An 18809-nucleotide genomic window follows, 5' to 3' on the forward strand; every position below is an offset into this window, starting at 1 on the left:
TCGGGCATCAAGGTGCTGGTGCTGGCCGTCATCATCGGCATCGGCTCGACGCTGTTTGCTGAATTTACCGCTGCGATTGGCTCAGCGGAACCCACCATCGAAGACGCGATGACCATCGTGCTCGCCGCGCTCGCCATGCTCGGCCTCGGCATCTTCGGCCCCGGCATCGCCAACGGCATTGTCTCTGGTGGGCCGCAATTGGGCGCAGGGGCCGCCGCTGGAACAGCGCTCGCCGCTGGCGGCCTTGCGGCAGGCGGCATCGCTGGCGCTCGCCTTGCCGCTGGCGCTGCAACCAGCGCCGCTTCGGGCATTGCCCAAGGCGGTGCCAAAGCCGCAGGCGGCGGGGCGATGGCGTATAGCCTTGGTTCGGCCGGAAAGAGCGGAGCATCCGGTGTGGCATCGGGCATCGGTGCGGTTGGACAGGCCGCAGCGGGCGCGGCGACTTCTCCCTTACGCAAAGCCGCCGACGCCGTGAAGTCGAGCTTCAGGGACGGCGCACGCGGCGCGGTCACGGCCACCGGCGGCACGATAGCGGGTGGCGCGCCCGAGCCTTCCGAACCTGAAGCAAAATCCGGCGCGGCGCAGCCTGCCTGGGCCAAAGCCATGAAGAACCGCCAAACCCTCTCCCACGGCTTGGGCCTAGCTGCCCACACCCTGCGTTCCGGCGACGGTGGCGGCGCTGGTTCGTCCGTCGATGTTACCGAAAAGGAATAGCCCCCATGTTTAACCGATCATCCATTCGTTACGGACGGACGCCCGAACCCGAAACGCCTTACCAGCGCGCCGCCCAGGCCTGGGATGACCGCATCGGTTCCGCGCGGGTGCAGGCACGGAATTGGCGGCTTGCCTTCTTTGGCACGCTCGCACTGTCGAGCGGGCTGACCGCAGGTCTGATCTGGCAAGGCGCGCGCGGCACGATTGTGCCGTGGGTGGTGCAGGTGGATAAATTTGGCGAGGCCCAAGCGGTCGCACCCGCCGACGCGGGCTATAATCCGACCGATCCGCAGATCGCCTTCCACCTTGCCCGCTTCATCGAGCAAGTGCGCGCGATCCCGGCTGACCCGATCATCGTGCGCGAGAATTGGTTGCGGGCTTACGACTTCACAACCGACAAAGGCGCGCTGGCGCTCAGCGATTATGCCCGTGCCAATGATCCATTCGCCAAAATCGGCAAAGAGCAGGTCGCGGTGGATGTCGCTAGTGTCATCCGCGCGTCCGCTGACAGCTTCCGCGTCGCCTGGACCGAACGCCATTATCAGGACGGCAGCCTGGCCGAAACCACCCGCTGGTCAGCGATCCTGACCATTGCCGTCCAGACACCTCGAACACCCGATGCACTGCGCAAGAACCCGCTCGGCCTGTTCATCAACGCCATCAACTGGTCAAAGGAACTGGGATCATGACATTATTGAGAATTGCCTCCGGGCGAAACGCGCGCATCGCGTCACTCTTGCTGAGCGCATCGCTGGTGCCGCTGGGCGGCGCGATCGCCAGACCCTCTCCGCGCGTCAATCTGGAGGATGCAGTGCAGGCACAAGCCCTGCCCGAAGCGCCGAAGCCGGTCGAGGTCGTGGCGATCCCGGTTCCGCTGCCGCTTCCCGGACAACTGAAACCTGTTTCGCGGCGCGTTGCCCCCCGCGCTGCGGGCCGCTCCCACCTGGCCGATCCCCGCGCCAGGGTGGGAGCGGCAAATGAGGCCGCGCGTGTCGAGCCCGAACGCGGCGGCTTCATCAATGCGATCCAGCAATATGCCTATGCCGATGGCGCGCTCTATCAGGTTTACGCAAGCCCCGGCCAAGTGACCGACATTGCGCTTCAGGCCGGCGAGCAATTGGTGGGCGCAGGGCCGGTGGCGGCGGGCGATACCGTGCGCTGGATCATCGGCGATACGACCAGCGGCAGCGGAGCGGGCAGCCGCGTCCATATCCTGGTCAAGCCGACACGGGCTGATCTTGTGACCAACCTCGTCATCAACACCGACAGGCGGACCTATCATCTCGAAATGCGCGGGAGCCCTTCGACCTATATGGCATCGGTGTCTTGGATCTATCCGCAAGACCAGCTGATTGCGCTGCGCGGCTCCAATGCAGCGGCAGTAAGTAGCACGCCGGTTGCAACCGGCATTGATGTAGCTGCACTCAATTTCAATTACCGGATCGACGGCGATAATCCGCCGTGGCGGCCTCTGCGCGTCTTTGATGATGGCCGTCAGGTCTTTATCGAGTTCCCCGAAACCATCGCCCAGGGTGAAATGCCGCCGCTCTTCGTGATCGGTGCGGGAGGTGCTGGCGAACTCGTCAACTACCGTGTCTCGGGCCATCATCTGATTGTTGATCGGCTCTTTGCAGCGGCGGAGCTGCGGCTTGGCGACAAGCATTCGGTGCAGAAGGTCCGGATCATGCGCTCGGGCGCAAAGGTGCGGCGATGAGCGCGGCACCACCTGTGGTTGGCACTTCTGAGCGGTCAGAACCGGCTCCACAGGCATCGCCCATCAAGTTGCGCCTCGATCCGCCGCGCGTGATGCAACTCTCGCGCAAGGCTGTCGCAATCGGCAGCGGTGTCGTGCTGACTTTGGTTGGCGGCGCATTTGCATATGCGCTCCACACTTCGAGTGAAGGACCGCCAAAAGAGCTATTGAATGTGCAAAGCCGCGCCACCGCCGATAGTCTGGCCGGTGCGCCCAAGGATTATAGTCAAATCCCCAAACTCGGCCCACCGCTTCCCGGCGATCTGGGTGGCCCCATCCTGAGCGCGCAGCACAAGGGCGAGATCGTCCCGCTGCCGCCGGTGGGCGGTGCAGCCAATGGGCAGGCGAGCGCAGCCGATGCCGCGCGCCAGCTTGCGGCGCAGGAGCGGGATGCAGCGCGGATCAGCCGATTGTTCCTTGGCGGGGCCAGCGGCGCGAGTGCTGCGCCGTCACCCGATCTGTCGCTGGCAGCAGCTGGCCCACCCGCGCCACCCGGCGTCGCCGCTGCCTCCGCTGCTGATAATGGCGGGGCAACAGACAGCCAATCGAGCAAGCGTGCCTTTCTTGCCGCTTCTGCTGATCGGCGCACTACCGCCAGCGACCGCCTGTCAGCATTGATTGATCCCAATGTCGTCCAAGCCGGCAGCATCATCTCCGCCGCGCTCATTACCGGCATCCGGTCTGATATTCCGGGACAAATCACCGCCCAGGTGACGCAGAATGTCTATGACAGCCCGACCGGACATATCTTGCTCATCCCGCAAGGTGCTCGGCTGATCGGCGAATATGATTCTGAAATATCGTTCGGCCAGAACCGCGTGTTACTGGCATGGAACCGGCTGATCCTGCCCGATGGCCGCTCGATCCTGCTCGACCGCCAGCCCGGTGCCGACGGAGCAGGCTTTGCCGGGCTTCAGGACGGCGTCAATTACCACTGGGGCAGCCTTGCCAAAGCGGCCTTGATCTCGACGGTGCTGGGCGTTGGTGCCGAACTGGGTTCGGGCAGCAATGATGCCCTCACCCGCGCGCTGCGCACCGGCACGCAGGATACCATCAATCAATCCGGCCAGCAGATCGTGCGCCGACAACTCAATGTCACGCCGACGCTGACCATCCGGCCCGGCTTTCCGGTGCGGGTGATTGTGACCAAGGATCTGATCCTGGCGCCGATCGGAGACAGGCGATGACCAAGCTGAAACTGACAGATCTGGCTGAGGACAAGCCGATCCGGCTGACCATCGAGCTACCCGCCGCCGTCCACCGTGATCTCGTCGCTTATGCGGGGATATTGGGAGCGGCTTCGGGTAAATCAGCGATTGCACCTGAAAAGCTCATCGCCCCCATGATCACCCGCTTCATGGCAACCGACCGTGCTTTTGGCAAAGCACGGCGCGGGAGACAGGCGGAACCAAGTGTGTGATAATGCGAACTGCGCATCTCACCTTTAGCCCGTCTGACGCACCAAGTGTGCCTGAAGCGGTGGCGGGAGTGGCGTAAGGCATTGTCTTGCTGTAGGAATTCGGTGTCTAGACCAGTCCTTGAGCGAGGCACAAAATGCCACAGGCCACCCCCACCGACGGCGACGATAGCGCGGCCGTCTTCGCCTTTCCAGCGGTACGTTGCAAGAAGCTCACAGCCGTCTTTGACGACGGTCGGTTGACGTCTGACGGTGGAGTGCTGCTGCTGGCGCAGGCCTAACGCAAGATGCGGATATGCACGCAACTTGCCGCCTGCATCGCCGATCGGCGGGATCCGTCCCGCGTGGTGCATGCGCTGGACGACATCCTGCGGGCACGGGTGCTGGCGATCACCTGCGGCTACGTGGATGCCGACGACCTCGATACCCTGCGCGACGATCCGGGTTTCCGCCTAGCGCTTGGCAAGCTGCCGGGTTCGGGGCCCGGCCTTGCCAGTCAGCCGACGATGAGCCGCTGGGAGAACGCGCCGACCACGCGCGAGCTGGCACGGCTGATGCGGGCGCTGATCGCGATCTATTGCGCCAGCTATCCGGCGCCGCCCAGGCAAGTGACGCTCGACATAAGCGCCAAGCCGAAATCGATGAATTGCTCGGCAAGCACCGCGGTGCGGCCAGTCATCCGTCCGAGTCTACCAAACCCGGCCCTCCAGAAAACGTCAATAGAATGAAGAGTGAGAGGCGAACTCCGCCGGGAGGCACCCAAACGCCGCCGTTTCCCGGAGTTCCACTGCTTACGGAATGCTTACTTTTGTAATTTCTCATAGCGCGTAAGCAGAAAAGCGACCCGTGAGGATCGCCTAATTTCTTGAAATATCATGAAATAACTGGAGCGGGCGAAGGGATTCGAACCCTCGACCCCAACCTTGGCAAGGTTGTGCTCTACCCCTGAGCTACGCCCGCTCGAACGCCTGTGGCCTGTTGCATTGGATGCCCCGGGCCGGGGTGAGGCGGGCGATTAGCAGCGGGTCTTGCGCTTGCCAAGGGAAAAAGCGCGAAATGATGCTGCGTGCGCTTTGGCCCTTGGCAAATGGCCGGAAAGGCCCAAATTGGCACCTGGATAAACCCTTGAAGGAGTACGCAGTGGCAAGTCTGGGCCTCAACCTCGATGAACAGAAGGCGGTCGACCGGTTCCGCAAGACCGTGGTCGAGCCTTCGATGACATCGCTGGTGATCCTCGACTTCTGGGCCGAATGGTGCGGACCGTGCAAGGCGTTGACCCCGGTGCTCGAAAAAGTCGCGGCGGACTATGCCGACAAGGGGGTGGTGCTGGCGAAAGTGAATGTCGACGAAGATCCGTTCATTGCCGCGCAGTTCCAGGTGCGTTCGATCCCGACCGTCTATGCGCTGTTCCAGGGCCAGCCGGTGGCAGACCTGACCCAGGCGCGGACCGAGACCCAGCTGAAGGGCATTCTCGATCAGCTGCTGGCCAAGCTGCCGATCGGGACCGGCGAGGCCCCGGTGCAGGATATCGCCCCGCTGCTGGCAATGGGTGAAGAGGTGCTGGCGGGCGGCGATGCCGAGCGCGCCGGGGCAATCTTTGCCCAGATCGTCGAGATCGATCCAGCCAACGGACCGGCCTATGGCGGGCTGGTGCGCGCGCTGCTGGCGGCGGGCGGGACCGAAGAGGCTGAGCAGGTGCTCGCCGCGCTTCCACCCGAACTTGCTGCCGATGCCGAAGTGGCCCGCGCGCGCGCCGCGCTGGAACTTGCCAGGAACCGACCCGACGACGGGGCGCTTGCCGCGCTGCAGGCGGCGGCCTGTGCGCCGGGCAATATGGACGCGCGGCTGGCCTATGCCGAAGCGGCCTTCGCCGCGCAGGACCGCGATGGCGCGGCCGGCGCGCTGCTGGCGATGATCGGCGAGGACCGTGCATGGAACGATGGCGCGGCCAAGGCCAAGCTGCTGCAGATCTTCGAAGCGGTCGGGCTTGAAGACCCGTGGGTTGCGGCGCAGCGGCGCAAGCTTTCACTGCTGTTGTTCGGCTGAGGCGCGGACGCGGTGCGCATCTCGATCTTCCCGCTGACCGGCGCGATCCTGTATCCCGGCCTGCAATTGCCGCTGCATATTTTTGAGCCACGCTACCAGGCGATGATCAAGGATGCGCTGGCCCGCGACCGGCGGATCGGGATGATCCAGCCCCGACTCTCGCTAAAGGGAACGCGCGCTGAAGAAGGCGCACCGCTTTATCAGATCGGCTGCCTTGGCAAGATCGGCGAGGTCGAGGCGCTCGAGGATGGGCGCTTCAACGTGATGCTGGAAGGCATTGCCCGGTTCCGCATGCTGCGCGAACTCGAGGCGGCAACACCGTTTCGCCAAATCGAGGCCGAGCTGATCGAAGACGCTTCGGGACAGGCCCTGAGCCCGGTCGAACGCGCCTGCTTCGAGCGGGAAGCACGGCGGTTTGCCGATGCCCAGGGCTATGCGGTCGATTGGGAGGCGGTGACGCGGCTCGATGACGAATCGCTGATCGACGGGGTCAGCCAGATCGCGCCGTTCGATGCGGCCGCCAAGCAGGCGCTGCTCGAAGCGGATGATCTGGCGGCGCGCTGCGAACTGCTGGTGCAACTGATGCAGTTTTTCGGCCGCCGCGATAGTGATGAGGGCCGCATCACTCTGCAATAAGACCAGCTGGCGGGGAACTTCCGCGCTGCCGGCGCGTTCGCCAACAACGGTCTGTAATGACCAAGCAGAGGAGCAAATCCCATGACTGTTCGCAAATTCCTAATGGCGTCAGCCGCATTGGCGCTGTGCACGCCGATTGTCGCCATGGCCGAAAAGCCCGGCACCCACGGCCAGCATGCGCAGAACGGCCAGGGCCAGATGGCGCAAGGCAATCACGGCGGCAAGCGCCAGGTCCGCGCGGTGCGCGATCTCCGCTCGAAAGCATGCCCTCCGGGCCTGGCCAAGAAGCACAATGGCTGCCTGCCGCCGGGCCAGTGGCGCAGGGGCGATCGCCTGCCCGACAGCTGGTTGCGCAATTATGTGCGCTATGGCCAGCTGCCCTATTCGTACCGCTCGCGCTACCAGTACGATTCGTCCAACCGCTACATCTACCGCGACAACCGCGTGTTCGTGATTGATGCGGCCAGCCGCGTGATTCAAAGCATTTTCGGCCTGTAAAAGGTCGTCCGGCAGGTTCGGCCGTCTCCTTTTCCCCTCAATACCGCATTTTGGTGGGGACGGCCGGACACTTGCCCAATCTTCAGGCCCAGGCGTCAGGCTCATAGCCTTCAGACGACGGGGGCCTGCACCAGCACGGCCTTGATGCCGTCGATCACATATTGAGCGGCCAAGGCTGCCAGCAGCACGCCCAGCAGGCGCGTGATGACGGCTTCGACGCGCTTGCCGAGCAGCTTCATCAAAGGCCCTGCAGCAGCCAGCGCCACAAAGGTGAGCGCCAGCACCGCCAGCATCGCGGCGAGCACGGTCAGCGTTTGCTCGGTCCCCTGCGCGCGTGAGGTCAGCAGCATGATTGTGGCGATCGAACCTGGCCCGGCGATCATCGGCATCGCCATCGGGAACACCGAAACGTCCTCAACCTCAGGCGTCTGCGCGTTCTCGGCGCGGACTTTTTCGGCGCGTTCCTCGCGCCGCTGGGTGCGCTTTTCGAAGACCATGTCGAGTGCGATGACGAACAGCATGATCCCGCCTGCGACGCGGAACGAATTGAGCTCGATGTGCAGCGCGCCGAGCAGATCTTCGCCGAACAGCGCGAAGACCAGCAGGATGATCGTGGCAATCACGCAAGCGCGAAAGGCCATCGTGATCGCCTGACGCTGGGTGGCATCGCCGACCAGCCCGGCATAGATCGGCGCGCAGCCGGGCGGATCGATCACCACGAACAGCGTCACAAAGGCCGAGAGAAACAGATCGAGCACGTGCGACTTACCTGGCTGGCGCTTCGACCTGGATGTCCTGCACGGTGGTGGGTGCGCCATCCGAGGCCATGGTCACCACAAAGCGCCGCGCGCCATCGGGGCTGACCGCGGTGTCCCAGGTCAGGGTGCCGTCAAGCGAACGGCCGACAATTCTGGCCGGATCGAGCGGCGGCAGCTTGCCCTTAAAATCCTGCGGCTTCGATCCGCGTCCGGGGCGATAACCGGCCGGGCAATCAGCGACCTTGGCCACGATCATGTCGGGCTCATCGAGCGGCAACGGCAAGGCATCGCCCTGATCGAGCACCCATTTGTACTTGCCGTCCTTCTGGCGCTGCCAGACCGTGGTGAAATAGCCGCTGGTGCCGTCAGCTCGCTGCCATGCGCCGCGGGTGATCGCGGCTGAGCCATCACAGCTCGACCAGACCTGATGCGGCTGCCAGGCCACCGCTTTGGCCGGGTCGGGTTTGCCTTTGAGGAAGTCCTGCGCATAGACCGGCTGCGGCACGAACATCACCGCGTTCTTGGTCGCGGTGGCACGAAATGCGGTCCACTGGCCCTTGTCCTGCGCAAGGCGGGCAAAGGCGATCTCGGCGGCGATCACCTGGCTGGGGTTGGCATAGCCGATGCCGTTGCGCTGGTTGCTCCGCTGATCGTCGCGTTCGTTCGCCAGCACCGGGACGGCAACCAGCGCGAGCACGCAGGTCATGAGAATCGGTTTGTTCATGTGGTCAGATTAGCGCGGCGCGGGCGCGGGGGCCACATCTTCCAGCACGGGATCGAAAGTCTTGCCATTCCAGAGCGATATCACGATCCGCACATCGCCCTTTTCGCTCACCGCAGAAGACCAGATCAGCGTCTGGTCATGGCTCGCACCAAGCTTGAAATCCACCCCGACATCGGGGGCGACGATCGGCAGCGGCGGCGGCTTGCCGCCGCAGGTGGCGCGCTGGCCCTTGCGGCCGGGGTAGGAGTGAAGTGTGCGCGGCAGCTTTCCGGCATTCTGCAGCAGGATGCGGTAACTGCCATCGCGAATCTTCGCCCAAATGATCTCGTACCAGCCGGTGTCGCCGTCTTCGCGGATGGTCCATCGGCCGAGCGTTACCCCGATCGTCCCGTCGCATGAAATCCACGCCTGCTCGGCGCGGGATTTGGTTGTCCAGGGCGGGTTCGGAGCTTCGGCGCCGTAATCAAGGGTGCGGACCCGCTCCGGAATGAACATTTCGCTTTGCGGCACGGCCCAGGCGCGGGTCGCGGTCCAGGTTCCGTCTTGCCGGGCGGCGCGATCATAGGCTGCATCGGCGGCGACCACGGCTGCACCTGGATCAGCTTTGCCCGCCAACACTGCGCTTGACAGAGCCAGCGCGAGCAGAACAAAACGCTTCATACGCGGCAATTTACAGCGCCCCGTCGGCCAAGGCCACACCGGCATTGCGGTGCGCGGCGACCAAGGCATTGCGCAGCAATACGGCGATGGTCATCGGGCCAACGCCGCCGGGAACCGGGGTGACTGCACCCGCCACTTCCAGCGCCTCGGCAAAGGCGACATCGCCGACCAGCTTGCCTTTCGCTGCGCCTTCGGCAGGCGGCAGGCGGTTGATGCCAACGTCGATCACGGTCGCGCCCGGCTTGATCCAGCTGCCCTTGACCATTTCCGGGCGGCCGACCGCGGCGACGACGATATCGGCGCGGCGCACCACATCGGGAAGGTCCTTGGTGCGGCTGTGGGCAATGGTGACGGTGCAACTTTCGGCCAGCAGCAATTGCGCCATCGGCTTGCCGACCAGGATCGAGCGCCCGATCACCACCGCATCAAGCCCCGAAAGGCTGCCGAGCCGGTCTTTCAGCAGCATCAGGCTGCCCAGCGGGGTGCAGGGAACCAGCCCCGGCAGACCCAGCGCAAGCCGCCCGGTGCTGATCGGGGTCAGCCCGTCGACATCCTTGGCGGGATCGATCCGTTCGACCACCGCCTGTTCGTCAAGTTGCCCCGGCAGCGGCAGTTGCACCAGAATCCCGTCAACCGCGGGATCGGCGTTAAGCCGGTCCACCACGGCGATCAGATCGGCCTGCGTGGTATCGGCGGGCAGCTTGAACTCAAAGCTGGTCATGCCGCAGGCGACGGTCTGCTTGGCTTTCGAAGCGACGTAGACCTGGCTGGCCGGGTCTTCCCCCACCAGCACCACCGCAAGGCCGGCCTTGCGGCCCGCGCTTTGTTCGAAGGTGGCGGCAAATTCGGCGATACGGGCGCGCAGTGTTTCGGCAAAAGCCTTGCCGTCGATAACCGCTGCGCTCACGAAATGGCCGCCATGGCGCTGTAGGCCAGGATCTTGCGCAGGACATTCAGCAGGATGATCACCACCATCGGCGACAGGTCCATGCCCCCTACTGGCGGCACAACGCTGCGCACCGGACGATAGATCGGTTCGAGCAGGCTATCCAGCGCACGCCATAGCCCGCCAACGAACTGGTTGTGCGTGTTGATCACGTTGAACATGACCAGCAGGCTGAGCACAAATTGCGCGATCATCAGCCAGATCAGGACAGAAATGAGATAGTTCAGAATATCGATGATCGCGAGTAGCGCCACAGACCCGTTTCCTTGCCGGTTGTCGTTGGCGCAGCGCTTAGCCGAGCGGCGGCCACGCGGCAAGTCAGGTGCGGATCACCGTTCTCCGCGATCTTGCCGGCAATCAGGGTTTCAGGGTGGTGCTTTCGATATGCCAGCGCAGCTGTTCGGGGCTGGCCCCATCGACATCGTTGACCCGGCGGAAGACCACTTCGCCGCTGATCCGCCGCGCACCGTCGGCGATGGTGACCGGGGCGGTGTAGTAGAGCGAACCCGCCGCACCTTCCTGGCTGCCTTGGCCAATCACGACCACAGGTCTGGCCAATGTGCCCCACTGCGCCGCAAATTGCGCGCCGTTCAGCCCGCTGCGCGCGCCGTAATCGCCCCAATAGCCGCGCACCGTGGCCCAATCACTGCGCTCAACCGCATCGGCCCAGGCCTGTGCCACCACTTGCGGATCGCGCGAAGCGGAGGGCGGGGCCGGCTTGGCCAAAGTCTGCACCGGAGGCGCAACGGGCGAAGACATCGCCGGTACCAAACCGGGTGCCGGTTCGGTATCGACTGAAAGCGCGCGTTCGCTTGGCACGTCCGTCGCTTCGGGTGCGGGGTCGCTGCGGCTGCACGCCGAAAGGGCAAGCGCGACAAGCGCGGCGAGCAAAGCTGTGCGGGACATCATCCGGATGAGACGCATGAGCACGCTTGTGGTTCCGGCGCGAAGTGCTCAGGCGCGGATCAGCGTACCCGCCCCGCGCGAGGTGAAGATTTCGAGCAGCATCGCGTGCGGTACCCGGCCATCGAGTACCACGGCGGCTTCGCATCCGGCCTCGACCGCGTGGATGCAGGTTTCCAGCTTGGGGATCATCCCGCCCGAAATGGTGCCGTCGGCCTGCAGCCTGGCGATATCGGCCGGGGTCAGATCGGGCAGCAAAGTGCCCGACTTGTCGAGCACGCCGGGCACGTCGGTCAGCAGGAACAGCCGCGCCGCGCCCAGCGCCGCGGCGATCGCACCGGCCATGGTATCGGCGTTGATGTTGTAGGTTTCGCCATCCTTGCCGGGCGCGATCGGGGCGATCACCGGGATCATCCCCGCGCCGCTGGCGGTCTTGATGATCGACACGTCAACCGTGGTGGGTTCACCCACGAAGCCGAGATCGACCACCTGCTCGATCTGGCTGTCGGGGTCTTTGGCGGTACGGGTCACCTTGGTGGCGGTTACCAGGCCGCCGTCCTTGCCCGAAATGCCCAGCGCCTTGCCCCCAGCCTGCGCGATCCAGCCGACCAGTTCCTTGTTGATCGCGCCGGAAAGGACCATTTCGGCAATCTCTGCGGTGGCCTTGTCGGTCACCCGCAGCCCGTCGACGAAACGGCTTTCGACCCCCAGCTTCTTCAGCATCGCGCCGATCTGCGGCCCGCCGCCATGGACCACCACCGGGTTGATCCCGACCGCTTTCAGCAGCACCACGTCCTCGGCAAAATCGCGCGCGGCCTGCGCATCGCCCATCGCATGGCCGCCGTATTTGACCACAAAGGTAAGGCCTGCGTAGCGCTGCAGATAGGGCAGCGCCTCGATCAGGACTTCGGCCTTGGCCAGCATTGCGGGTTCAAAAGCGTTTGGCATGTCCGCGCGCTTTACCCCGCTTTGGGCAGAAATGAAGCGTTTTTAGACGGGCTTGCGGTCTAGCCAGCGCCCCAATTGCACGAACAGCCAAATCCCGGGCGGCACCATGATGGTCGAAAGCACCAGCTTCGACACGATCTGGCCTTCCATGATCTGCATCAGCGGCATGTCCTGACCGTAAAAGCTGATGGTGATGAACAGCACCGTATCGACCACCTGGCTGAGCAGGCTGGCGATCCAGGCGCGCAGCACCAGTGATTTGCCTTGCCCGCCCATCAGCCGCGAAAACAGATAGACGTTGAGCGTTTGCGAAGTGCCGTAGGATATAAGCCCGGCAAATTGCATCCGCGCGCCTTGGCCCAGCAGGCGGGCGAAGGCGTCCTGATCGTGCCAGAACGGCGCCGGCGGAACCAGATGGATCACGATTGTCAGCAGAACCATCGATACGATCAGCGGCACGAACCCGAACCGCACCAGCGTGTTGGCCACGCCCTGGCCGAACAGTTCGGAGACCGCGCTGGACAGGATCACCAGCAACAGGAAAGCAAAGATCCCGCTTTCCACCGCCAGATCGCCCAGCAACGGCCAATGGCCGAGCGAAGCCAGCTTGGTCCCGAGCACCCCGGCGAGCACGCACAGCCCCCCGTAAAGCAGCGAAAAGCTGAAAAGCGAGCGCGGGATGGTCAGCGGCTGGTTCTGCATGGGAGCGGCTTAGCGAGGGTTTTGCGCAAGGGGAAGGGGCGGTTCCGCCCCGGCACGGAGAGGAATTGACCGGGCGGGTAAACCCGCTACCTCTCTCGCCAAATTCAATGCGGGGACCGGGCCTTACCATGCAACATCTGATGAGCCTTCTGGGCATACTTCTCATCCTCGCGGTGGCCTTCGCGCTATCGTCAGACCGCAAGGCGATCCGTCCGCGCGTCGTCGGCGCGGCTTTTGCGCTGCAGGCCGGGTTTGCCGCACTTGTGCTCTATGTGCCGTGGGGCAATGCGCTGCTGCAGGGGATTTCGAGCGGGGTCTCGGCGCTGCTCGGTTATGCCCATGCCGGGACCGCATTCATCTTCGGCCCGCTCGCCAAGCCCGAGATCGGCGGCAACAGTTTTGCGATCGCCGCGCTGCCGGTAATCATCTTCTTCGCCGCGCTGATTTCGGTGCTTTATTACCTTGGCATCATGCAGCTGGTGATCAAATGGGTCGGCGGCGGGCTTGAAAAGATCACCGGCATCTCGAAGGTCGAAAGCCTTTCGGCCGCCTCGAACATTTTCGTCGGCCAATCCGAAAGCCCGCTGGTGATCCGGCCCTACCTCGCCGCGCTTACGCCGTCGCAGCTGTTCTGCCTGATGAGCGTGGGCATGGCCGGCGTCGCGGGGACGATCCTGGCGGCCTATGCCTCGATGGGAATCCGGATCGATTACCTTGTCGCCGCCGCCTTCATGTCGGCGCCGGGCGGGATCGTGATGGCCAAGATCATCATGCCCGATCCCAAGGGTGAGACATTGGTCGAGCCCGATGAGGTCGTGATTCCTGATGAGGAAGAGCGCCCCGCCAACGTTATCATGGCGGCATCGCAAGGCGCGCAGACCGGGGTCAAGCTGGCGGTGATGGTCGGCGCGATGGTGCTGGCGTTTGTCGCGCTGGTGGCCTTGGCCAATGGCTTTGTCGGCATGCTGGGAGGCCGGTTCGGCTATCCTGATGCCACGTTCCAGATGTTGCTCGGCTATGTCTTCGCGCCCGTGTTTCGCCTGCTCGGCGCGCCCAACTGGGACGAGGCGCTGGTCGCTGGCGGGATGTTCGGAACCAAGGTGGTGCTCAACGAATTCGTCGCCTTCATCGATCTTGGCGCGGCCAAACAGCTTTCGGCATCCACGGTCGGGATTGTCACTTTCGCGCTGTGCGGGTTTGCCAATTTCAGTTCGATCGCGATCCAGATGGCGGTGACCGGCAGCCTTGCCCCCAATCAGCGCCCGGTGATCGCGCGGCTGGGGATGAAGGCGCTGGCAGCCGGCAGCCTCTCAAACCTGATGAGCGCGGCCTTGGCGGGGCTGTTTCTCAGCTTGTAGACTTTTCAGGCAGGCGCAGCGTCAGCAGCAGCAGTCCTGCGATCAACAGCGCGCCGATCGATGCAGTCTGGACGGGGGCATAGCTGCCCAGCTTGTCGTAGCTGAGCCCAAACCCGATCAGGCCCACAGCGGTGCCGATCCAGCTGAAACCATGAACAGTGCCCAGCACGGTGCCAAACTGCGCAATCGGAAAGCGCCGCGCGACGAGGAAGGCGAACAGGCTGATATCGACCCCTTGCAGCAGGCCCAGCAAGCCCGTGGCCAGCAACAGCGGCGCGGTCATCGCGCCTGAGGTGATCATCAGCACGAACGCCAGCGCCGGAGCGGCATTCAGCGTGCTGGCAACGATTCGCGAGTCAAAACGATCGAGCAGCCACCCCCCGCCCAGCTTGCCCACGAGCTGCCCGATCGCGAAAGTGGAAATGCCCAGCGCTGCGGTTTTCGCGCTGAGGCCATTGGCCTGCAGCATCGGCGACAAGTGTCCGATCGCGCCCGATGTGGCGACCGAAATCAGCATGCTGGCGAGCGTCATCTGCCAGAAATCCCGGCTCTGCAAAAAGCGCCAGTCGGTCGGCTCGTGCACGGCGCCAGAGCTTCGCACCGAAACCGTGCGCGGCATCAGTAGCAGCACCAGTGGCAGGCCGATGACGAAAGCGATTGCGGCCAGATTGTAATAAGCTTGTCGCCACCCCTGAACCGCGATCACGCCTTCCAGCCAGGGCGGCACGAAGACCGTGGTGAGCGATATTCCGGCCCCGACCAGACCGAGCGCCAGCCCGCGATAGCGATCGAAATGGGTCGAAACCGGCCGCGATATCAGCACGCTTGATGCGCCGCCGCCGATAAATCCGATCGCGGCGGAGGCCATCGCCATGGCCACAAAGCCTGCGCCCCACCGCGCCAGGCTGATCTCGACCGCTGCTAGTCCCAGCGTGCAGGCGATGAACACGGCACGAAAACCAGCCCGGTCCGCCAGCCAGCCGATAAGCGGTGCACCTAGCGCCGCCATTATCACCAGCGATTGCACGATCCCCGCCTGGCTGCGGCTTAACCCGAAATCGGCCGCCATTGGCAGCTGGAACAGATTGAACGTGTAGAAGAACAGCGAGATGCCGGTGGCATTGGCGATCGCGCTGGCGGCCACGATCCGCCAGCCGACTTTCCATTCGCTCTCCGCGCGAAAGGTCGCCACTAATCCTCGAGCGCGAAGGTGATCTCGGCATGTTCGCTGAGGCGCTGGACCAGCGCTTCGCCCAGCAGCGCGCCCGGCGTCGCCACCGCGCCATCGGCCGTGCAGGAAAGCAGCGCGATGCCGGTTTCGGCGATCATCCGGCTGGTCGAACCATAACCCGGATCGTAGCGCCCCTTGACTCCATAGCGGATCGCCGTGCCATCGGGCCATTCACCGATAAACAGCACGTCGTAGAAACCGTTCTCACGCTCTTCGGGGGAGGGGCCTTCACCGGGTTTGGGCGGCTTGGCGCCGAACGGGTTCTTGAGCATTTCGCCGATCGCATGCGCGGCCTTTTCGCCCAGTTCGCCGGCACTGGTCAGCATCATCTCGTCGTACTTGAAGTCTGCTCCATAAGGATGGCCGAGCAGGAAGTTGGTGCGGTGGACGTTCTTGGTGTTGATCGTCGCCATGATGAACGGCGCGGCCCATTTGCCCACGCTGTCCTCGTATTCGGGGATCAGGCCCATCGGCTGCCTGGGGCCTTCGAACCCCGGGGTCAGCCCGAACGGGCTTTGCAGGATCGGGATCAGCTTGGGATTCTTTGCAACCGCCTTCATCGTTTCGGTCAGGCTCGCAGCGGTCCCGCCCGAAAAGGTGCCCTGCATCCCCCGGACCCGGCCCTTGACCCGCGGTGCCGGGCTGCCGTGGCGCTTCAGCGCTTCCTTCTGCAACATCAGCACGCCCAGATCGAACGGGATCGAATCGAAGCCTGATGAGAACGCGATCCGCGCGCCCGATGCCTTGGCCGCTTCGTGGTAGGCGTCGATCATCTGGCGCATCCATGCCGGTTCGCCGCACAGGTCGGCATAGTCGGTCCCGGCCTCGACGCAGGCTTTCAGCAGCGGCTCGCCGTAAAGCTGATACGGGCCGACCGTGGTGATCACAACGCGGGCCGATTCCGCCAGCGCTTTCATGCTCGCCGGATCATCCGAATTGGCAACGATCAGCGGGGTATCGGTCGGCGCGCCGATCAGGTCGCGCACCTCGGCCAGCTTGTCCGCACTGCGCCCGGCCATCGCCCACTTCGGGCTTTTGCCTTGATAATGGTGCGCCAGATATTCGGCCACCAGCCGCCCGGTATAGCCGGTTGCGCCATAGACAACGATATCGTGCGGGCGGTTCGCCTTGTCAGTCATTCATGGTCTCCATTGTCCCGAATCCGCGTGTCCGGGTTGCAGCAAACGTGCACCGGATCGGGGGCAATGTCGAACGTGTTCTGGTTGACGTTAGGGCAGCCTAAGCCTTGCGCGCATCAAGGCTCATCGCTCCGGCGCCGTTTGCGTAGAGCGTCAGGAAACCACCGGCAATCGCCAGGTTCTTGAGGAACATGATCATCTGGATCTGGTCGGCGAAATTGTGGTGGAACAGCAGCCCGGTCAGCACGCAGAACCCGGCCAGCAGCAGCGCGACGATCCGCGTTTGCCAGCCAATCACAATCGCCAGGCCTGCCAGCAGCTCAAACGCTGCAGCGGGGAGCGCGAGCGCCGAAGGAACGCCTGCGCTTTGCATGTAAGCACCGGTTCCAGCCAGATCGCCGAATTTGCCGACACCGCCCAAAATGAACAGGATTGCCAGAAGCAGACGCCCCAAAGGCGCTGCAAGATTTGCCATAGTGATTCTCCCCTCTATCGCGCTGATCCCGGCTGCGGGAACGGCATTGGCAAACTTGCATTGTCGCGGGCTTGCTGACAAGCGCCACAGCCAGATTGCAACGCTGCGACAAGGCCTAACCGCTATGACCCTTTCGATCCGATCCGCCACGCCCGCCGACTTGCCGCTGATTGCACAGCTGATCCGAGATCTCGCCGTTTACGAAAAGCTGGCACACGAGGTACGCTTTGACGACGCTGTGCTGGGCGAAAAGCTGTTCGGCGCGCGCCCCTATGCCGAAGTGGTGATCGGCGAGCTTGATGGCGCGGTGCAAGGCTTCGCGCTGTTCTTTCACAACTTCTCGACCTTTGAAGGCAAGCCCGGGATCTACCTTGAAGACCTGTTCGTGCGGCCCGCAGCGCGCGGCTCAGGCCTGGGCAAGGCGCTGCTCTCGCACCTTGCTGCGCTGGCGCTGGAACGCGATTGCGCGCGGCTGGAATGGTCGGTGCTCGATTGGAACGAGCCGGCGATCGGATTCTACCGCAAACTGGGTGCGCGATTGCTCGATGAATGGACCGGAATGCGGGTCGATGGCGCGGCTTTGGCTCGGCTTGGCGCAGTCACAATCGATTCCATCGCTTGAAACTGGCGCTGCGTTCAGCACTCGGTTATCCACAGCCGCTATGACGGGGGTCATGAAACGTCGCGATTTGATCGTTGGAAGCTTGGCGGCGGGGGCTGCACTCGCGCTGCCCGCGCGTGCGCTGGCCCAGCTCGCTGATCCGCTGGCCAGTGAATTCGACAGGACCTTTGGTGCGCCAACCCCGGCGGTGCCTGCGCCAGTGGAACCTGCGCTGCCAGTGGTAGTGGCTCCCAACCCGGCCTATGACCGCAAGATCCTGACCATCGCCGCGCGCGAACGTGATCGGCTGGGGGCCAAGCTGTGGCGCACCGATATTGTCGGCGTGGCTGACTTTGCCCGGCCTTCCACCCTGCCGCGGCTGCATTTCGCCAATCTTGAAAGCGGCACGGTGCGCTCGTTTCTGGTGGCCCACGGGCGCGGGTCCGATCCCGAACATTCGGGTTTCCTGCACCAGTTCTCGAACATTCCCGGCAGCGAAGCGACCTCGCGCGGGGCCTATATCACGGCCGAATGGTACAAGGGCAAATACGGCACCTCGATCCGCCTGCTGGGACAGGATCAGGACAATTCCGAAGCGCTGCCGCGCGCCATTGTCATGCATCCGGCCAGCTATGCCACGCCCGAACATATCGCGCGGTTCGGCAAGCTGGGCCGCAGCGAGGGCTGTTTCGCGATGAGCCCGCAGGATTTCAACGAGGCGCTGTGGCACCTCTCGGGCGGACGGCTGCTTTACGCTGATCGGATCGGCGACGCTTGAACCGCTCGCAACGTATCCTGATCGCCATCGGTCTTGCCGCGCTGGCCGCGATGGCCGCGCCTTATGTCACGCGCGCGGTGGTCGATGGCCGCGCGGTTGCCGGAAAAGTAAAGGTCTTCGAAGCCAGCTCCATGCGGGCGAACAAGGATCTGACGCTGTGCCTGATCAAGCATCCCGGCGCGCTGGGCCTCACCGTTTCCAGCAATGACCTCTACGCCGATCCGGCCAGTGGCCTGGCGGTGCGGATCGACGAAGTGGGCGGCTCGCGCAAAGTCACGGCATGGTTGCCCGAGGGCCGGGCGCTGAGTGCAGCCCAGGCGGCGCAGCTGAAAGGGTGCGTGGGTTAGGAGTCCTTGTTCGGTGCGCTATTCGCCTCCGCGAATAGCTTGGCCTAGCCGGCCCGCACCCCCCGCCCCAAAACCCCCCGGGTACCCTTTACGGGGTGGGGGGCCGGGGGGGCGGGGCCGGGAGGCCCACCTATTAGGGGGGGGGGATATCGCCCCCCACAAAGACTACAAAACC

At 64.1% G+C, this 18809-nt stretch carries 23 protein-coding genes, 1 tRNA gene and 1 pseudogene; 13 read left to right on the plus strand and 12 right to left on the minus strand.

All coding sequences use genetic code 11. The features are described 5' to 3' along the window. The 6 genes and pseudogenes from RMN99_RS05000 to RMN99_RS05025 all read left to right on the plus strand — a co-directional run. On the plus strand, window positions 1-714 hold a 714-nt coding region (locus RMN99_RS05000), incomplete at its 5' end, for a type IV secretion system protein (RefSeq protein ID WP_309622199.1). 5 nt (window positions 715-719) lie between these two features. Next, window positions 720-1403 (plus strand): conjugal transfer protein TrbF, encoded by a 684-nt coding sequence (gene trbF / locus RMN99_RS05005; protein WP_309622200.1) that lies wholly within the window; start codon window positions 720-722, stop codon window positions 1401-1403. Then, window positions 1400-2428, plus strand: coding sequence for a P-type conjugative transfer protein TrbG (trbG, locus tag RMN99_RS05010; protein WP_309622201.1), 1029 nt, complete (start codon window positions 1400-1402; stop codon window positions 2426-2428). The genes trbF and trbG overlap by 4 nt, the downstream gene beginning before the upstream one ends. After that, complete coding sequence (locus RMN99_RS05015) at window positions 2425-3654, plus strand: TrbI/VirB10 family protein (protein WP_309622202.1); 1230 nt, start codon at window positions 2425-2427, stop codon at window positions 3652-3654. Before trbG ends, RMN99_RS05015 begins: the two co-directional genes overlap by 4 nt. Beyond that, on the plus strand, window positions 3651-3887 hold the full coding sequence (locus RMN99_RS05020) for a DUF2274 domain-containing protein (RefSeq protein WP_309622203.1): 237 nt from the start codon (window positions 3651-3653) through the stop codon (window positions 3885-3887). The genes RMN99_RS05015 and RMN99_RS05020 overlap by 4 nt, the downstream gene beginning before the upstream one ends. A gap of 134 nt (window positions 3888-4021) precedes the next feature. Continuing rightward, a pseudogene (locus tag RMN99_RS05025) lies at window positions 4022-4507 on the plus strand (transposase); the annotation flags it as partial. A 262-nt stretch (window positions 4508-4769) separates the two neighbouring features. Here the strand turns inward: RMN99_RS05025 and RMN99_RS05030 are convergent. After that, window positions 4770-4844, minus strand: a tRNA-Gly gene (locus RMN99_RS05030). A gap of 180 nt (window positions 4845-5024) precedes the next feature. Between RMN99_RS05030 and RMN99_RS05035 the strand changes: the two genes are divergently transcribed. From RMN99_RS05035 to RMN99_RS05045, 3 genes are all read left to right on the plus strand, one after another. Then, window positions 5025-5930, plus strand: coding sequence for a tetratricopeptide repeat protein (locus RMN99_RS05035; RefSeq protein WP_309622204.1), 906 nt, complete (start codon window positions 5025-5027; stop codon window positions 5928-5930). A gap of 12 nt (window positions 5931-5942) precedes the next feature. Beyond that, window positions 5943-6566 carry an LON peptidase substrate-binding domain-containing protein gene (locus RMN99_RS05040; protein WP_309622205.1) on the plus strand — a complete coding sequence of 208 codons (624 nt, stop codon included), beginning with the start codon at window positions 5943-5945 and terminating at the stop codon, window positions 6564-6566. A gap of 81 nt (window positions 6567-6647) precedes the next feature. Next, complete coding sequence (locus RMN99_RS05045) at window positions 6648-7064, plus strand: hypothetical protein (RefSeq protein ID WP_309622206.1); 417 nt, start codon at window positions 6648-6650, stop codon at window positions 7062-7064. A gap of 110 nt (window positions 7065-7174) precedes the next feature. Here the strand turns inward: RMN99_RS05045 and RMN99_RS05050 are convergent, their stop codons facing one another. From RMN99_RS05050 to RMN99_RS05085, 8 genes are all read right to left on the minus strand, one after another. Then, a complete protein-coding gene (locus tag RMN99_RS05050) occupies window positions 7175-7822 on the minus strand; it encodes a MarC family protein (protein WP_309622207.1) in 648 nt (215 codons plus the stop codon). 7 nt (window positions 7823-7829) lie between these two features. Then, entirely contained in the window at window positions 7830-8546 is a 717-nt protein-coding gene (locus RMN99_RS05055; protein ID WP_309622208.1) for a hypothetical protein, read from the minus strand. Between the two features lie 9 nt (window positions 8547-8555). After that, window positions 8556-9206 (minus strand): hypothetical protein, encoded by a 651-nt coding sequence (locus tag RMN99_RS05060; RefSeq protein ID WP_309622209.1) that lies wholly within the window; start codon window positions 9204-9206, stop codon window positions 8556-8558. Window positions 9207-9216: 10 nt separating this feature from the next. After that, window positions 9217-10113, minus strand: coding sequence for a bifunctional methylenetetrahydrofolate dehydrogenase/methenyltetrahydrofolate cyclohydrolase FolD (gene folD, locus RMN99_RS05065; protein ID WP_309622210.1), 897 nt, complete (start codon window positions 10111-10113; stop codon window positions 9217-9219). Further along, window positions 10110-10406 (minus strand): YggT family protein, encoded by a 297-nt coding sequence (locus RMN99_RS05070; protein WP_309622211.1) that lies wholly within the window; start codon window positions 10404-10406, stop codon window positions 10110-10112. The genes folD and RMN99_RS05070 overlap by 4 nt, the downstream gene beginning before the upstream one ends. A 103-nt stretch (window positions 10407-10509) precedes the next feature. Then, a complete protein-coding gene (locus tag RMN99_RS05075; protein WP_405029554.1) occupies window positions 10510-11082 on the minus strand; it encodes a hypothetical protein in 573 nt (190 codons plus the stop codon). A 24-nt stretch (window positions 11083-11106) separates the two neighbouring features. Continuing rightward, complete coding sequence (gene argB / locus RMN99_RS05080) at window positions 11107-12003, minus strand: acetylglutamate kinase (RefSeq protein ID WP_309622212.1); 897 nt, start codon at window positions 12001-12003, stop codon at window positions 11107-11109. Between the two features lie 42 nt (window positions 12004-12045). Further along, entirely contained in the window at window positions 12046-12705 is a 660-nt protein-coding gene (locus tag RMN99_RS05085; RefSeq protein ID WP_309622213.1) for a queuosine precursor transporter, read from the minus strand. 128 nt (window positions 12706-12833) lie between these two features. Between RMN99_RS05085 and RMN99_RS05090 the strand changes: the two genes are divergently transcribed. Then, a complete protein-coding gene (locus RMN99_RS05090) occupies window positions 12834-14063 on the plus strand; it encodes a NupC/NupG family nucleoside CNT transporter (RefSeq protein WP_309622214.1) in 1230 nt (409 codons plus the stop codon). Here RMN99_RS05090 and RMN99_RS05095 read toward each other — a convergent pair. From RMN99_RS05095 to RMN99_RS05105, 3 genes are all read right to left on the minus strand, one after another. Next, window positions 14053-15255 (minus strand): MFS transporter, encoded by a 1203-nt coding sequence (locus tag RMN99_RS05095; protein WP_309622215.1) that lies wholly within the window; start codon window positions 15253-15255, stop codon window positions 14053-14055. The genes RMN99_RS05090 and RMN99_RS05095 overlap by 11 nt on opposite strands. After that, a complete protein-coding gene (locus RMN99_RS05100; RefSeq protein WP_309622216.1) occupies window positions 15255-16433 on the minus strand; it encodes a saccharopine dehydrogenase NADP-binding domain-containing protein in 1179 nt (392 codons plus the stop codon). Before RMN99_RS05100 ends, RMN99_RS05095 begins: the two co-directional genes overlap by 1 nt. A 100-nt stretch (window positions 16434-16533) precedes the next feature. Further along, window positions 16534-16908, minus strand: a complete 375-nt coding sequence (locus RMN99_RS05105) for a DoxX family protein (RefSeq protein WP_309622217.1) — start codon at window positions 16906-16908, stop codon at window positions 16534-16536. Window positions 16909-17032: 124 nt separating this feature from the next. On the opposite strand from RMN99_RS05105, the gene RMN99_RS05110 reads away from it, so the two are divergent. Genes RMN99_RS05110 through RMN99_RS05120 form a run of 3 tightly spaced genes read left to right on the plus strand, consistent with a single transcriptional unit; the run spans window position 17033 to window position 18634 of the window. Then, the gene (locus RMN99_RS05110) at window positions 17033-17530 is read left to right on the plus strand and encodes a GNAT family N-acetyltransferase (RefSeq protein WP_309622218.1); all 498 of its coding nucleotides are present in this window, start codon (window positions 17033-17035) and stop codon (window positions 17528-17530) included. A 52-nt stretch (window positions 17531-17582) separates the two neighbouring features. After that, window positions 17583-18287: a murein L,D-transpeptidase catalytic domain-containing protein gene (locus RMN99_RS05115; RefSeq protein ID WP_309622219.1), complete on the plus strand. Its 705-nt coding sequence runs from the start codon at window positions 17583-17585 to the stop codon at window positions 18285-18287. Beyond that, window positions 18284-18634 carry a hypothetical protein gene (locus tag RMN99_RS05120; RefSeq protein ID WP_309622220.1) on the plus strand — a complete coding sequence of 117 codons (351 nt, stop codon included), beginning with the start codon at window positions 18284-18286 and terminating at the stop codon, window positions 18632-18634. The genes RMN99_RS05115 and RMN99_RS05120 overlap by 4 nt, the downstream gene beginning before the upstream one ends. The last annotated feature ends 175 nt before the right edge of the window (window positions 18635-18809 follow it).

This window comes from Novosphingobium sp. (genome assembly GCF_031417815.1).
Lineage (GTDB): Bacteria > Pseudomonadota > Alphaproteobacteria > Sphingomonadales > Sphingomonadaceae > Novosphingobium.